A 16,049-nucleotide genomic window follows, 5' to 3' on the forward strand; every position below is an offset into this window, starting at 1 on the left:
CAAGGTTCCAGGCGTAGGGATCGAGCTGGATCGGAGAGATTCAATCTGCTGGCGCAGTCCGGGGCGTGAAGCTTCGGCGCGCCAGCTTTTTTTTGCGTTGCCCGGCAGCGTCGCCACGGCCGATCGGCTCCAGTGGCGGCTCGCTGGCTTCGGCAGGGGACTGACTGCATGAATTGCTACGACTACATCATCATTGGCGCCGGCTCGGCAGGGTGCGTCCTGGCGCGTCGACTGAGCGAGGATCCAGGCACGCGTGTGCTGCTGGTGGAGGCGGGCCCACCCGCTGACGATTTCTGGATCCGCACGCCCGCCGGCATGGGCAAGCTCTTTAAGTCTGAGCGCTACAACTGGTGTTTCCAGACGGAGCCGGTGCCGAGCCTGCGCAATCGCCAGATATACTGGCCGCGCGGCAAGACGCTGGGCGGAAGCAGTGCCATCAATGGCATGGTGTATGTGCGCGGCAACCGGCGCGACTTCGATCATTGGCGGGATCTTGGCAACCCCGGTTGGGGCTGGGACGACGTGTTGCCGTACTTCAGGCGCTCGGTGTGCGATGCCGCTGACACCGAACCCGCCAGCGGGCCGCACGGACTGCTGACCGTGAGCGATCCGTCGGTCCTGCACCCTGCGGCGCTGGCGTTCCTGGCGTCGGCGCAACAGACTGGCCTGGCACGCCTGGATGACTTCAACGAAGGCGATCAGGAGGGCGTAGGGCTGCTGCGCGCCACGATTCGCAACGGTGTGCGGCAGTCCACCTATGACGCATTCCTGGCCCCCGTTGCCGGGCGCCGGCCGAATCTCGAGATCCGTACTGGTGCGCATGTACGCCGCGTGCTCTTCAGTGGCCTGGCTGCTACGGGAATCGAGGTCTTGCTGGAGGGACGGACCCAGCGGTTCGAAGCCGCGCGCGAGGTCATACTGTGCGCGGGTGCACTGAGTTCGCCGCATCTGCTGATGCTGTCCGGCATCGGCGACGGCCAGCAGCTGCGGCAACATGGCATCGCGACCGTTGCGCACGTGCCGGGCGTCGGCAAAAACCTGCAGGACCATTTCGCGGTGCGCGTGCAGGCGCAGACCACGCCTGGCGGCTCCTACAACCAGCATCTCGGCGGATGGCGAAAGTACGCTGAGGGCGCGCGCTATCTGATCACCAAGGGTGGCTACCTTGCACTCGGCTCATCGATTGCAGCCGCCTTCGTGCGCAGCGGGCCAGATGTCGAGTATGCGGACATGGAGCTCAGTTTCCGGCCCATGACATTCTCCTACGATGGGTCCAGTGAAGCGGTAGTCGACAGTTTCCCCGCCATCAGCGCGTCCGTTTATCGCGTGCGCCCGGCCTCGCGCGGTGAGGTGGCACTGCGTAGCAGCGATCCCATGCAGTCGCCTGCCTTTGTGCCGAACTACCTGCAGGATCCTGAAGATGTCCGCGCGATGCTGGCGGGGTTGCGGCGCTTGCGCGAGATATTTGCCATGGAGCCGCTCTCTGCGCTGATCCTCCGCGAACTTGTGCCGGGCGACCCGGTACGCACCGACGCGCAATGGATCGACTATATGGAGCGCGAAGGCCAGTGCGCGTTCCATCCCGCGGGCACATGCAAGATGGGCAAGGACAGCATGGCAGTGGTTGACGCACGCCTGCGTGTGCGCGGCGTCGAGCGCTTGCGCGTTGTCGATGCGTCGATCATGCCTGTCGTGACCTCCGGCAACACCAATGCGCCGACCATCATGATCGGAGAGAAGGGGGCCGACATGATCCTCGCCGATCGAACCGCGTCAAGCCGGACGGCGTAGCGGCTGCGAAGCCGATCTCCGCAATAACAAAAGCCGCGCTTGCTCAGCGCGGCCTTTCGATAACCACTTTGCGCGGGATCGTCAGAACCTGTGACGCAGGCCGATGGCGGTACCGAACTGGTTGGCGCCCGCCTGCACCGTCCCAAAGCCGTAGCCGCCGCCGCCAAGGCCGAGGTTGGACCCGTTCCGGTTCTTCGTGTAGCCGACCGAGATATAGGCGTCGGTGCGCTTGGAGAAGGAGTAGTCGGCGTTCACGGCAAACATCCAGGGATCCGCCTTCGTATCCGCAAAGTCCTGGTAGTAGACCGCGGCAGAGATCTGCAGCGGCTGCGTGACCTCCCAGCGCACGCCGGTCCACCAGAGATTGGAGCGTTGGTTGCCGGCCACCGGAGCCCCAGGCAGCAGCGCACCATCGTAAGCCTTGGCCCAGCGATAGCCCACGTACACCTTTGCCTTCTGGAAAGCATAGGTGCTGGCCACTGTCGCGCGACGTGCCGTGGCGTCCGGATTGACAGTTGTCGTGCCCGTGTTCAGCTCGTCATATGCGGCGGCAATGGAAAAGGGGCCCGTGGTGTACGTGAAGTTGCCGCCAAACTCGCGACCGAGCTTGCTGTTGCCGGGGACCTCGCTGCCGTTTGCCGTCCCGCTTTCCGCGCCAAAGCTGTACATGGCACTCGCCTGCAAGCCCCCAAACTTGCCCACATACTTGACGGTGTTGTCCGCGCGTCCGACGAAAGCGCCGTCGTTGGCCAGCAACGAGTATCGGCCCATGATCCCCATGGGGTCGATATCACCGGCGATGCCATAAAGCGCGTTGGTCTGGCGACCCAGCAGCAGCGAGCCCCACTGCCCCTGCAAGCCCACATAGGCGGAACGTCCGAACAGGCGCCCGCCTTGCGATGATCTGCCGGTATCGGACTCAAAGCCGCTTTCGAGGACGAACACGCCTTTCAGGTTGCTACCGAGATCTTCCACGCCGCGAATCCCCCAGCGCGATCCGGCCATGTTGCCTGGCGTCATGCGGAAGACGGAATGATCGCCCGGCGTCAGATGGTTGATGTACTCGAAGCCGGTATCGACCAACCCGTACAGCGTCACGCTGGATTGCGCCACGGCGGACGTGGAACAAGCGCCAGCGATGGCTGCAAGCAGGACGTTAGCTCTCAACTTCATGGGGTCTCCTCAATTTGGTTGTAGTGGTGAAGCAAGCAAGACTGCAGGGAACGATGAACGCAGCGCTCATCGCAATCCGGAACACCGATTGGTAGAGGGTTTGCCGGCCATGATGCGTCGCCGGTGACTCGCAGCCGGGACTTGGCATCAAATGCCAAGGAGCCTTTTCGTAACAACGGAAGGCATCCTTGGTGCAGATCTGCGACTTGCAGATGACAGGAACGCTGGCAACTCTAGCCGACACGAATTCCCCCGTCAACAAAACGAAATCGGTTTTGGTGATTGAAACCACTAAGGGTTTTCGATACTACGGGTGCGCGCGAAATCGCTCACGAGGCATGTATGAGTGCGCCCGATCACCTTCTTTCCCATCTGCACGCAGTTCCACTGATAGAAACCTATACCTTTCATTGAAACTCGTGCTACTATGACTTCGAACATGCAACCACATCGGACATGCCCGCTTCACGTGTAGCGGCTGGAAGGAAACCTGATGAATCAAGCCCAGACTGTCACTTATGCCGTTGAGAACGGCGTCGCATTGATTGCCGTGAACAATCCTCCGGTCAATGCACTGGCCGCCGGTGTGCGAGAAGGCATCATGGATGGCATTGCGCGTGCCAATGCGGACGCCGGTATCGAAGCCATCGTATTACTGGGAGAAGGCAAGAACTTCATCGCTGGCGCGGACATCCGCCGGTTCGGCAGCGCCCGCCCGGTTTCCACCCGCACCAGCGCCGCGGCGATCGAAGCGAGCGAGAAGCCGGTGGTGGCGGCCATGCACGGTTATGCGCTAGGCGGTGGACTCGAGCATGCGCTGGCGTGCCACTATCGGGTTGCGAGCCCGGACGCAAGGCTCGGCTTGCCGGAGGTCAATCTTGGCCTCATCCCCGCGGGCGGTGGTACGCAGCGGCTGACTCGTATCGCCGGCCCGACTGCGGCCCTGGACGTCATCCTCAGCGGCCGTCATGTCAGCGCCGGGGAGGCGCAGCGATTCGGCATCGTCGATGCCATCGTCGAGGGTATTGATCTGAAAACGGCAGCCATTCGCTTCGCCAAGGACGTCGCTTCACAGCGGCCGTTGCCCCGTGCGCGCGATATGGTGCAGCGCGTCGCGACGGATGCGGCCATGGCTTCACTCGACGCCGCGCGCAAGTCCATTGCCAAGAAGTCTCGGCATGTCAAGGCGCCGGCTTATGCGCTCGAATGCGTGCAGGCCGCGCTCACGATGCCGTTTGACGAGGGCGTAGCGCTGGAGGCGGAACGCTTCGTTGAGCTGGAAAGTTCCGATGAGGCAAAAGCACTTCGCTACGCGTTCTTCGCCGAGCGCGAAGCCGCCAAGGTTCCCGGCGCTGCGCCCGCTGCCAAGACGCAGCGCATCGGATCCGCTGCCGTGATTGGTGCGGGCACGATGGGCAGTGGCATTGCCATGTCCTACGCGGATGCGGGCATTCCCGTCAAAGTGTTGGAGGTTTCCCGCGAGGCGCTCGATCGCGGCATGCAACGCATCCAGGACACCTATGCGGTCCGTGTCAAGCGAGGCAGCTTGTCGCAAGGCGACATGGATGCACGGATGGCGCTGATCGATGGGGTGCAGAGCTACGAAGCCATCGCAGACTGCGATGCCGTCGTTGAGGCAGTGTTTGAGCGTATTGACATCAAGCAGGAGATCTTCGGCCGACTCGATACCGTGATGAAACCCGGTGCATTGCTGCTGACAAACTCGTCGGCCATTGATATCGACATCATGGCGGACGCCACCGCGCGTCCGCAGGACGTCGCCGGTGCCCACTTCTTTGCGCCGGCGAACGTCATGAAGCTCTGCGAGGTGGTGCGCGGCAGCAAGACCTCGGCGGAGACGGTGGCGAATGCCATGAAGATGGCGCGCGACATGGGCAAGGTATGTGCCGTCGCCGGCTCGTGCGATGGCTTTGCCGCAAACCGAAGCCGTGCCCCGATGATGACCGAGATGATGCTGATGCTCGAGGAAGGCGCCACGCCGGAGCAGATCGACAAAGTCATGGTCGACTTCGGCTACCCGATGGGCCCATTTGCCGTCAACGACATTTCTGGTCTCGATGTCAGCTATGAAGGACGCAAGCGCCGGGCGGCGGCGAATCCGGAGTACCGCAAGCTGCATGTTCCCGACCGGTTGGTGGAAATGGGCCGCAAAGGCCAGAAGACCGGCGCCGGCTGGTACGCCTATCGTGATGGCGACCGCACCCCGCATCCCGACGACGTGGTGAAGCAGGTCATCGCACAGGTGGCGGCGGAACTCGGCATTCCGCAGCGCACCTTCACCGACCAGGAGATCCTCCACCGGCTGCTGTTCGCTTCGGTCAATGAGGCCTGCAAGATCCTGGACGAGGGCAAGGCGAACCGCGCGAGCGACATCGACGTCATGTGGTTGTACGGCTTCGGCTTCCCCCGTCACCGGGGCGGGCTGATGTTCTGGGCGGATACCGTTGGGGCGCAGGCCGTCTGGCAACAAGTGTCCGAATGGCACGAGCGCTATGGCAAGCGCTGGCAGCCGAGCAGGTTGCTCGCCGAGATCGCCGCGGCAGGCGGCGCGCTGCGCGAGGCCAAAGGTGCATCACTCTGATGGCGAATCGATGAAAGCATGGTGGAGGAGTCGTCAGATATGACGGAGCGTGAAGCAACGAGCAAGGCAGCCAGCGAACCATCCGGTTTGGAAGTGCCATTCAAGATCTGGCAGTGCGTCCTGTGCGGATACGTCTATGACGAGGAGGCGGGATGTCCGGAAGACGGTATTCCCCCAGGCACGCGCTGGCACGACGTGCCAGACGACTGGATGTGTCCTGAGTGCTCGGCCGCGAAGGCGGACTTCGAGATGATGGAGATCTGAAGATACGGCTCAGTCCGGTGAATTCGCCTTAACTACATATTGAAAAGCGCTTTTTCCCGGCCCTGCGGTAGCGCTGCCCGCAGCCGGGATCACGGTGAGGAGACTGACTTGAAGATTGGATATATCGGCCTGGGCGCACTGGGGCGGGAACTCGCGCGGCGTTTCCTGCCGGCACATGACCTGTGCGTGTGGGATCTGAATCCGGCTGCATGCGAATACTTGTCGTCGCTTGGCGCCAGCGTGGCATCGTCCGCCGCAGAAGTGGGCCGGCAATGCGACGTTGTCCTGGTGTGCCTGCCCCGCAGCGCCGATGTACACCGGCTTGTCTTCGGACCTGACGGTTTGGCAGCCGGATTGTCGCAGGGCAAACTCGTGATCGACCAGACCAGTGGCCTGCCCGGCGAGACGCGGCAGATCGCTGAGGCGTTGGCGCGGCAAGGGGTGGACATGATGGATGCGGCGGTATCTGCCAGTCCGCATGTCGTCGCCGAGGGCGGCGCTACGCTGATGGCTTCCGGCCCGGATGCGGTGTACGAAAAGGCGTTGCCAATCCTGCGCGCGATCAGCGAGACAATCGTCCGCTGCGGCCAGCGTGTCGGCGATGGCCAGGCGATGAAGACGGTCAACAACGCCATGAACGCATGTGCCCGTCTCGGTACTCTCGAGATGGCCGCGCTGGGCGCAAAGGCCGGCTTGCCGCTGGCGGCGATGAGCGACTATCTGAATCGGGGGAAGGCACGGAATCAAACCACCGACAAGATGCTTCCCGCGCTGGTGCAGGGCAAGTCCTCGACGAACTTCGCGTTGGCATTGATGGTGAAGGACGTGGCCCAGGCGGTCTCGCTGGGTGCCCAGACTGGCGTGCCGATGCCAATCACCAGCGCGACCTTGGGGCTGCTGCAAGCCGGTGCCAATATCCTGGGCTCGAGCGCAAAGCTGGAGGATATGGTCGGGGTCATGGCGTCGCTCGCAGGAACGCAACTCGCATCGGCGCCTACAAGTGAGGGTGCCGGCAGCGCGAACCTCGACGCGCAGCAGGTCCTGAGCCTGCTTGAGGAGGGCGTGTCGACGCTGTGCCGCCTTGTCACCTACGAGTGCACCGCCGTCGGTCTGCGCTATGGCCTTGGCCTTGCCGACATCGCGACCGTCATCAACCGAAGCTCCGGCTGGAGTGAGGCTTCGCGCAGCATATTGCCCGCCCTGGTGTCTGGCCAGGTGACGGGGGAAACCAGCCTGCGGTCTGTGATGGATGGACTCCGGTCCGCCTGCGCCCTGGCGGTCTCGGCAGGTGCCCCCGTGATGCTTCTGCAGGTCGTCCGAAGCCTGATCGAGCAGGGAGGCAACCAACTGCCCGAAGCGGCGGATGTTTCGCAGATGAGCAGCGTGTATGAATCGATGGCGGGTATTCGCTACGGAAACTGAGCACGCAACAGCGCGATCCAAAACCCAATTACAAATAGTACGGGAGACAAAGCATGAAGCAATCTATCCGGCAACTGTTCGCCATCTTGCCCGTTGCAATGGCAAGCGTAGCCCCCGCGCTCGCAGCGGATGCCTATCCGAGCCGTCCGATTCGCATCGTGGTCAACACCGGCCCGGGCGGGCTGGTCGATTTCACGACGCGCCTGGTGGCACAGGAACTGGGTACGCGACTGAAGCAGCAGGTCGTCGTTGAAAACCGTGCTGGTGGGGACGGCATGATCGGCATCAACGCCGTCAAGGCGGCCCCGGCTGACGGTTACACGCTGCTAGCCTCGGCGGGGACCATGACCTACCAGCAAGTGCTGAAGAAAGATGCCGGCTATGACGTGACCAAGGACTTTACCGGCATCGGCTTCCTCGGCAAGTCGCCGCTTCTGCTCGTCGTGGCGCCGGACAGCCCCAACAAGACCGCCGCGGACTTCATCAAGCAGGCCAAGGCGACTCCGAACAAGCTGAGCTACGCTTCGGCGGGCGTTGGCACGGGCACGCACATCGGTGCAGCGCTGTACCTGCAGCGGGCTGGCCTGCAACTGCTGCACGTCCCATACAAGGGCAACGGCCCGGCCATGCCGGATGTGATGAGCGGACGTGTCAGCATGATTTTCGAAGCATACGGCAGCGGCAAGGGCTATCTGGCCGGCGGCAAGCTGAGGGCGCTGGGTGTTTCGTCGGCGACCCGCATCAGCACGGCGCCCGATATCCCGACGCTCGCCGAACAAGGCGTTCCCGGCTATAGCTTCTATACCTGGATGGGCCTGGTGGCGCCGGCAGGCACCCCCAAGGACGTGGTGCAGAAGCTGTCCGAAGCGCTGCATGCCGTGTATTCCAACAAGGCCCTGAAGGAGCGATTCCTGGCAGAAGGCATCGAGTACAACTTCATGTCGCCGGGCGAATTCAATGCCTTTATGGCCAAGGAAGTCGAGGACGTGGCCAAGCTGTCAAAGGAAATCAAGCTCGAAAAGCAGTAGGGGCAGCGATGCACCCCACAGACGGGGGGTGCAGACCCAACAGCACGAAAGCATTCAGGAGATCAACGCATGTCATCTTTCTCATCGAACGTAGAACCTGTTAACGCGGGCCATCGCAAGGCATTGGAGTGGCTTGCCAGCGGCCCGAAGCGCCTATTGATCGGCGGCGAGTGGGTCAATGCCGCCTCCGGCAAGACGTTTGCCACCATTGATCCGTCCACCGAACAGGGTCTGGTGGAGGTGGCCGAGGCGGACCGCGAGGATATTGATGCAGCAGTTCGCGCCGCAAGGCAGGCCTTCGAGGCGCCTTCGTGGGCCGGGATTTCTCCGCACGACCGCGCCCGCTACCTGCTGAAGATTGCCGATGCCATCGAACAGCACGCCGAGGAACTGGCGGTGCTCGAGACCCTCGATATGGGCGCACCATTGGCATTCACGGTCGGCCGTGTCGCATCGGCGGCCGAACTGTTCCGGTACTACGCCGGCTGGGCAACGAAGATCCACGGCACGACCAACCCGACGGACGCGTCCCGCTTCATCTATACGTTGCGCGAGCCCATGGGGGTGTGCGCGCTGATCAATGCCTGGAACGTCCCGCTCGTCATGGCTGCGACCAAACTGGCGCCGGCGCTGGTCTGCGGCAATACCGCTGTGCTGAAGCCGGCGGAACAGTCGCCGCTGACGACGCTTCGGTTGGCCGAGCTGATTCAGGACCTCGACTTGCCGCCCGGCGTGGTAAACGTCGTGCCTGGATATGGGGCGACAGCGGGCGCGGCCATGGCGGCCCATCCCGATATCGACAAGATTGCCTTCACCGGTTCAACGGGCGTTGGCAGGCAGATTCTCCAGGCGTCGGCAGGCAACATGAAGAAGGTGACGCTGGAGCTGGGCGGTAAGTCGCCGAATATTATCTTCCCGGATGCCGATCTTGACCGTGCCATCGAGACCGCCGTGGTGGCGTTCTGCAGGAACTCCGGACAGATTTGTTCCGCGGGCACGCGGCTGTTCGTTCATGAGAGCTTGCATGACGAAATCGCCCAGCGCGTATCGGAGGTCGCAGCAACGTACCGGGTCGGCTCGCCTCTGGCACCGGACACCCAAATGGGCCCCATTATTTCCGAGCGACAGATGCATCGCGTCCTGTCCTATGTGGACGCTGGGCGTGAAGATGGTGCCCGTCTTGTGCTGGGTGGCTCGCGCGTTGGTGACATCGGATACTTCGTTGAGCCGACCGTATTCTGCGAAGTCTCCAATGCGATGCGGATCGCGCGGGAAGAAATCTTCGGTCCTGTGCTGTCCATCATCCCATTCAAGGACGAGGCGGACGTTGTCGCGATGGGCAACGATACGGAGTATGGACTTGCCGCAGCGGTCTGGACACGGGATGTCAGTCGTGCGCACCGGGTCGCCCGCGCGCTGAAATCCGGGCGGGTTTGGATCAACACCTATGCCGAAACCGATCCCGTCATGGCCATTGGCGGATACAAACAATCCGGGTATGGCCGGGAAATGGGGGCAGAGTCGATCGACGCATATAGCCAGACCAAGTCTGTGCTGATGCGGCTATGAGGCTGGAGCCACGTTTGAAGTCCGGCCCCCCCGAGGGCCGGGAGTCGCCAGCGGTATGTTTGTATGTGTAGGAGACAATTCATGGCTAGCAGTCCTGTCACGCGCTTCTTTTCCATTGGCATGGCAGCAATGTTCAGCATGGGGGCGCACGCCGAGGAGTACCCGGTCCGTCCGATTCGCATCCTGGTGGGGTTTGCCGCAGGCGGGAGTACCGACGCAATTGCCAGGTTTTATGCCCAGAAGTTGGCCGTCGAGTTGAAGACTCCAGTTGTCGTGGAGAACAAGCCCGGTGCGGGGCAGATCGTTGCGATCAAGGCGCTGATGGGCGCGCCGGCGGACGGTTACACGCTTTACATGGGCACGGGCAGCGCGCTTTCCCAGACGCCAGGGGTTCAGCGCGGCACCTTGTCCTATGAGCCGCTGAGGGACTTCAGCATGGTCGGGCTGGTCGCTACGGCGCCGGGCGTGATCTTGGTCAATCGTGATCTGGCCGCGCGCTCGTTGCGCGAACTTGCTGCCTACTCCAAGGCGAACCCGACCACGCTGAATTTCGGTTCCTCGGGCATCGGTTCGGCCAGTCATTTGGCTGGCGCTTACCTGAGCAAGGTGGCCGGCATCACCATGACCCATATTCCCTATAAGGCGGATGCGGATATCGTGCAGGCGATGTCCACCGGGTCTGTGCATATCGGAATTGCGCCGGCCCAGGGCGCGGTGGGGGCCATTAGCAATGGCAAGGTCCGGGCGCTGGCAGTGACGGGCACGCACCGGGTGAAGGCGCTACCAGAAGTGCCAAGCCTGGCGGAAGCCGGCATCAGCGGATTGGAGGGCCTCGATCCTTATACCTACTACGGCCTCGTGGGGCCGAAAGGCTTGCCAGCCGCAGTCGCCACGAAACTGAATGTGGCCATTAACCGCGTATCGCGCGAGCCGGTGTCCGCAGCGCAAGTCCGGGAAAAGTACCACGCGGAGCCACGATCCGGCAGTCCCGACGACCTGCGCAAGATCATTCAGGAAGATACCGACAAATGGGCCCGCTTCAGCAAACACGTGAATGTCGCGGGCTGAAACTGAACAAGCTGCAAGAAAGAATAGGAGGCAAATGCAATGAGTACATCGGAACGCAAAGAGGGTTGGACGCCAGCAAAAAGGCTGGAAGGCAAGGTCGCCGTAGTCATTGGGGCAGGCCAGAGTCCCGGGGAGGGAGTTGGCAATGGACGCGCAGCTGCGATTCGGTTTGCGCGCGAGGGCGCCCGGGTACTGGCTGTCGACCGGCGTCTCGAATCGGCCGAGGAGACAGCAGAAATCATCCGCGCGGAAGGCTTCGAATGCGTCAGCTTTGCCGCGGATGTTACCCGCGAAGAGGACCTGGCGCGCGCGATGGCCGAGGCCAATCAGAAATGGGGCTCGCTTGACGTGCTGCACAACAACGTCGGCGTAAGCATCGCTGGCGGGGATGCCGACCTGCTCGATATCACCGAGGAAAACTTCGACAACGTCTGCCGCATCAATCTGCGCGGCACCGTATTTGCATGCAAGCACGCAGTGGCGATCATGCGCAAGCAAGGCGGCGGGGCGATCGTCAACGTTTCTTCGGCTGCCGCGGTTGGCAAGTATCCGTACGTCGCCTATAAGGCGGCCAAGGCGGGCGTTGTCGCGTTCACCGAGCAACTCGCGCTGCAGAATGCCCAATATGGTATCCGCGCCAACTGCGTGCTGCCGGGTTTGATCGCAACACCCATGGCAGTGGACACGCGCGTGCGCGAATGGAATCAGTCTCGCGAACAGGTGTCGGCGGAGCGTAACGCCAAGGTTCCCCTCGGCCGCCAGGGCACTGGCTGGGACGTCGCCAATGCGGCGCTGTTCCTCGCTTCCGATGAGGCAAATTTCATCACGGGTGTATCGGTGCTGGTCGATGGTGGCCGCATCCTGAACCGTATCTGACGCATTCCCCTGATTCGCTGTCCCTGTGCCGGATAAGTAGATTTATCCGGCAGGGCTGGTTGCGCCCAATTTCTTGGTGACCTCCACGCCCAAGGTGCAGTCTGTTTGTTGTGCAAGTACATATCGAATACCGGAGACAGCACATGAACTGCGTGACGACAGGGAAGGTCGTATTCTTCCTGATGGCCTCGATCGCCGCTCTGAGCCCCATTTCTGCCGTGTCGGCAGAGCCTTATCCGTCAAAACCCATCCGCATCGTCGTCGGAACGGCTCCCGGCGGCGCTACCGATATCACGACACGCCTGGTCGCACAGAAGATGAGCGAGCGGCTGGGGCAGCCGATCGTTGTCGAGAACAGGCCGGGCGGCGATACCATGGTGGCCACCCGATACGTGCGCGACCAGCCGGCCGACGGCTATACCATCCTGGCGCAGTCGTTGGGCTTCCTGACGCTTCCTTACACCAAGAAGGATCCCGGTTACAGCATCAAGGACTTCAGCGGGATCGGTCCGATGACTCGGGCCCCGTTTCTGATGCTGGTCGGTGCTGGCGGACCACGTTCGCTGAAGGAGTATGTGACCCAAGCCAGCGCTGGAAATCTGAGCTATGGGCATGGCGGCGTGGCCAACGCCCCGCATATTGCGGCCGAAGCGGTGCTGCGTGCTTACCGGCTGAATGTGCTGCCTGTCCCCTATAAGGGGAACGGTGCTGTGATGCCAGACGTCATTGCCGGTCGCGTATCGATGTTCTTTGACGCGTATATCAGCAGTTCTGCCCATGTGAAGAGTGGAAAAATGCGGGCGCTGGGTGTCACCTCGGCAGAGCGTTTGCCCGCCGCACCGGATATCCCAACCTTCAGGGAACAAGGGGTCGACTACACCTTCAGTGTCTGGCTCGGCCTGTTGGCGAAGGCCGGTACACCCAAGGATGTCATGAACCGCCTTTCAGACGCACTCAAGTACGCATTGACCGACAAGGCGTTAGTGCAACGCTTCCAGGCCGATGGGGCCGAGGCCTACATGCTTTCGCCCGCGGCCTTCGACGAACGGCTCGCCACGGAGTTTGCCAGTCTGGAAAAGATCGCCGCCGACCTGAAAATCGTCAAAGAGTGACAGCACGCTCGCACGCGGCGCCCCAGGGTGATTGCCGCGTCCCTGATATACGCAATGAAAGTCGCGATTGCAATGCAGACATTTGACTATATTATTGTCGGCGCTGGTTCGGCGGGATGCGTGCTCGCGCGCCGCCTTAGCGAAGACCCGAAGGTGCGGGTCCTGCTGATTGAAGCCGGGCCCCCGACCGACCGCTTTTGGGTGAATACGCCGGCCGGCATGGCCAAGATGTTCTTCCACAAGCAGCTCAACTGGAACTACTTCACCGAGCCCATGCCGCAGCTGCACGACCGGCGCATGTACTGGCCGCGGGGCCGTGGACTCGGCGGTTCCAGCGCGATCAATGGGATGGTCTACATTCGAGGCCATCAGCAGGACTTTGACGACTGGCGCAAGGATGGCAACGCTGGCTGGGGCTACGATGACGTCCTGCCGTATTTCAAGCGCATGGAGCACAACGCGCGCGGGGAAGATGCCTATCGCGGCGTCGGCGGTCCGCTATACATTAGTGATCCGGCGGTATTGCACCCGAGTTCCGCGGACTTCATTGAAGCCGCGGTTCGCCAGGGTATTGCGAGAAGCTCGGATCTCAACGGGGCGGTCCACGACGGTGTTGGTTACATCCAGCACAATATCCGGCGTGGCCGGCGTCATTCCGCCTACAGCGCCTATGTGGCACCGGTGCGCCATCGACCAAATCTTGTAGTGCAATCGGACTGCCTGGTCACGCGTATCCTGCTCCAAGAGCGACAAGCCTGCGGTGTCGAGGTAATACGGAACGGTCAACGGACCGCATTCATGTCCTCGCGCGAAGTGATTGTGAGCGCAGGCGCGTTGAATTCGCCGCAGTTGCTCATGCTGTCGGGGATCGGGCCCAGCAAGGAGCTGCAGCGGCACGGAATACCAGTGCATTGCGATCTGCCAGGCGTTGGTCAGAACCTGCAGGACCATTTCTATATCCACTGCAGCTTTCAGACGGCCGAAGACAGCTCCTATAACCGTCATATCAGCGGGTTGCGCAAGTACTGGGAGGGAATGCGCTATCTCGCGACGGGCGGTGGCTACCTCGCACTCGGTTCGTCCCAGGTGGCGGCATTTGTCAAAAGCGGGGAGGCGCAACCCTACGCTGACCTGCAGATCAGCTTCCGCCCGATGACGTTCACCTATCACGAGGGTGGCAGGATCGAGGTTGACCCCGCGCCAGCCGTTGCCGCCTCGGTGTATCGCGTCCGGCCTGCCGCAAGCGGCAGCGTCACCCTTCGGTCAGCGGACCCCTCACAGGCCCCGGTACTAACCCCTAACTTCCTGACACATCAGGAAGACATTGACGCCATGCTCAGTGGCATCCGGAGAATACGCGCCATCATGGCCACCGAGCCGATGGCGTCGCGAATCCGCCAGGAGACGCTGCCCGGGCCGGGGGTGAAAACGGATGACGACCTGATGGCCTTCATGCAGCAGCACGGGAACTCGGCCTTTCATCCCGCAGGGACTTGCAAGATGGGAACGGACGGCCTAGCAGTCGTGGACGAGCGGCTCCGGGTGCGGGGCGTGGACCGCTTGCGTGTTGCCGATGCATCGATCATGCCACGGGTGACATCCGGCAACACCAATGCGCCGTCCATGATGATCGGGGAAAAAGCCGCCGATATGATTGCCGCGGATGCCATACCACTGCGGCCGGTCTGATGCGGCCGTTCTGTGAAGCCTGGTGGTGTCTGTCCTGGCCGACCGTGGTCTGGTTATGGACTACCCGGGTGGATTTGAAGGATCGGGGCGCTTCCTCCTCCATAGGTCTCTCCATTGGCTCCCCGCGGAGCCTGTCTGCCGGCCTGGCCTTCGGGTTGAACGACAGGCTCCGGCCTTCCTTTTTTTCTGAGTGGGCAACGGCCAGTAGGAAAGCGTCTCCGCGCTTGCTTCCACAGGTACAACCGGCAACGCACTTAGGCTCGTCTGGACCATTTATCGCCCACAGCCAATACGGCCTGCTTTTACTCTGATTGAATGGCGGGCTGACCTTCCTTCAACTGTTGGCATCCACGGTTTCCGACCGGCGTCACTTGTACCGGAAGTCGGTACGATTGACCGCCAGCAACCTGAACGGCCTCGGAGGTGCCGTATGGAAATTCGGCAGATGCGCTACTTTGTCAAGGTGGTCGAAGCCGGCAGTATCGGCCGAGCCGCCAAGGAAATGGGGCTCGTCTCGTCAGGGTTGAGCCAGCAACTCACGCGCCTGGAGAGCGAGCTGAGCACGCGGCTGCTGCATCGCACCGCCACCGGCGTGAAGCCGACGGATGCCGGATTGGGCTTCTACAAGCACGCCCAGCTCGCCCTGCGGCACGTGGAGGCGGCGGCGCAAGCTGCACAGCAAGCTCGGCTCGCTGGACAGGTGAGCGTGGGAATTTCCTCCTCCGCGGCGGCCGTGATGGCACTGCCGTTTGTCGAAATGATGAAGTTGCGTTACCCGGACATTCGCGTCCGGCTCGTCGGAAGCCTCTCGCTCAACCTTGTGGCAATGCTCAACGCGCGCCAGTTGGACATGGCTGTGCTTTTCGAGACGGGGCTGCCTTTCCCTGGCGGAACACTGCCCCTACTGGAGGAGCGAATGTTCCTGATCGGCGACCGCGATATTCCGGAACTCTGCTCCTTCCAGGACCGCACCATTGCCTTGGAGGACCTCGGGCAAGTGCCGCTGGTCATGGGGTCGCACATCGTACGCTCGGTCGCGGAGGATGCGTTTGGGCGAATCGGCGTTCAACCGAACATCGTGCTGGAGGTGGACAGCCTAGAGATCCTGATGACAATCGTCTCGGCCGGATTCGCCGCGACGATCCAACCGGGTGCGATCACAGCCCGGCTGCTATCGGAACGGATTAGGTACTGGGAAATCGCCAGTCCGTTCATGCGGCGCCAGACGGTCATCTCGAGCATCAGCGAACCGGAGATGTCACCAGCGGCGCTTGCAGTCAGGGTCGTGCTTCGCGACGTGGCAAGGGATCTAGTCACGCAAGGGAGATGGCCTGGTGCCATATTCACTGAACGGGGGGGCAGGGTAAACCTCAGCCCTCACCAGGGATGATGGGCTCATCAAGGAATGCCGGGTAGTCCGCGCCCAGCCCTGTTCTTACACTGCACGCATCAAGT

The 16,049-nt window shown here is 62.2% G+C and carries 12 protein-coding genes; 11 read left to right on the plus strand and 1 reads right to left on the minus strand.

What is annotated here, in order from left to right:
- The first annotated feature begins 168 nt into the window (after positions 1 to 168).
- Positions 169 to 1,791 (plus strand): GMC family oxidoreductase, encoded by a 1,623-nt coding sequence (locus tag CF68_RS03190; RefSeq protein ID WP_035815971.1) that lies wholly within the window; start codon positions 169 to 171, stop codon positions 1,789 to 1,791.
- An 81-nt stretch (positions 1,792 to 1,872) separates the two neighbouring features.
- Here the strand turns inward: CF68_RS03190 and CF68_RS03195 are convergent, their stop codons facing one another.
- Positions 1,873 to 2,964 (minus strand): porin, encoded by a 1,092-nt coding sequence (locus tag CF68_RS03195; RefSeq protein ID WP_035815973.1) that lies wholly within the window; start codon positions 2,962 to 2,964, stop codon positions 1,873 to 1,875.
- Between the two features lie 493 nt (positions 2,965 to 3,457).
- Between CF68_RS03195 and CF68_RS03200 the strand changes: the two genes are divergently transcribed.
- From CF68_RS03200 to CF68_RS03245, 10 genes are all read left to right on the plus strand, one after another.
- The gene (locus CF68_RS03200; RefSeq protein WP_035815975.1) at positions 3,458 to 5,566 is read left to right on the plus strand and encodes a 3-hydroxyacyl-CoA dehydrogenase NAD-binding domain-containing protein; all 2,109 of its coding nucleotides are present in this window, start codon (positions 3,458 to 3,460) and stop codon (positions 5,564 to 5,566) included.
- Positions 5,567 to 5,605: 39 nt separating this feature from the next.
- Entirely contained in the window at positions 5,606 to 5,830 is a 225-nt protein-coding gene (locus tag CF68_RS03205) for a rubredoxin (RefSeq protein WP_051591386.1), read from the plus strand.
- Positions 5,831 to 5,938: 108 nt separating this feature from the next.
- Positions 5,939 to 7,252: an NAD-binding protein gene (locus CF68_RS03210; RefSeq protein WP_035815977.1), complete on the plus strand. Its 1,314-nt coding sequence runs from the start codon at positions 5,939 to 5,941 to the stop codon at positions 7,250 to 7,252.
- Positions 7,253 to 7,305: 53 nt separating this feature from the next.
- Positions 7,306 to 8,280 carry a tripartite tricarboxylate transporter substrate binding protein gene (locus CF68_RS03215; RefSeq protein WP_051591380.1) on the plus strand — a complete coding sequence of 325 codons (975 nt, stop codon included), beginning with the start codon at positions 7,306 to 7,308 and terminating at the stop codon, positions 8,278 to 8,280.
- A 69-nt stretch (positions 8,281 to 8,349) separates the two neighbouring features.
- Entirely contained in the window at positions 8,350 to 9,849 is a 1,500-nt protein-coding gene (locus tag CF68_RS03220; RefSeq protein WP_035815979.1) for an aldehyde dehydrogenase family protein, read from the plus strand.
- Positions 9,850 to 9,930: 81 nt separating this feature from the next.
- Positions 9,931 to 10,917 carry a tripartite tricarboxylate transporter substrate binding protein gene (locus tag CF68_RS03225; RefSeq protein WP_035815980.1) on the plus strand — a complete coding sequence of 329 codons (987 nt, stop codon included), beginning with the start codon at positions 9,931 to 9,933 and terminating at the stop codon, positions 10,915 to 10,917.
- Positions 10,918 to 10,956: 39 nt separating this feature from the next.
- Positions 10,957 to 11,793: an SDR family NAD(P)-dependent oxidoreductase gene (locus CF68_RS03230; protein ID WP_051591381.1), complete on the plus strand. Its 837-nt coding sequence runs from the start codon at positions 10,957 to 10,959 to the stop codon at positions 11,791 to 11,793.
- 143 nt (positions 11,794 to 11,936) lie between these two features.
- Positions 11,937 to 12,905 carry a tripartite tricarboxylate transporter substrate binding protein gene (locus tag CF68_RS03235; RefSeq protein WP_051591382.1) on the plus strand — a complete coding sequence of 323 codons (969 nt, stop codon included), beginning with the start codon at positions 11,937 to 11,939 and terminating at the stop codon, positions 12,903 to 12,905.
- Positions 12,906 to 12,977: 72 nt separating this feature from the next.
- On the plus strand, positions 12,978 to 14,594 hold the full coding sequence (locus tag CF68_RS03240) for a GMC family oxidoreductase (protein ID WP_035815981.1): 1,617 nt from the start codon (positions 12,978 to 12,980) through the stop codon (positions 14,592 to 14,594).
- 430 nt (positions 14,595 to 15,024) lie between these two features.
- Positions 15,025 to 15,984, plus strand: a complete 960-nt coding sequence (locus CF68_RS03245; protein ID WP_051591383.1) for a LysR family transcriptional regulator — start codon at positions 15,025 to 15,027, stop codon at positions 15,982 to 15,984.
- Positions 15,985 to 16,049 lie beyond the last annotated feature (65 nt).

Source organism: Cupriavidus sp. SK-4 (assembly GCF_000611125.1).
GTDB lineage: Bacteria > Pseudomonadota > Gammaproteobacteria > Burkholderiales > Burkholderiaceae > Cupriavidus > Cupriavidus necator.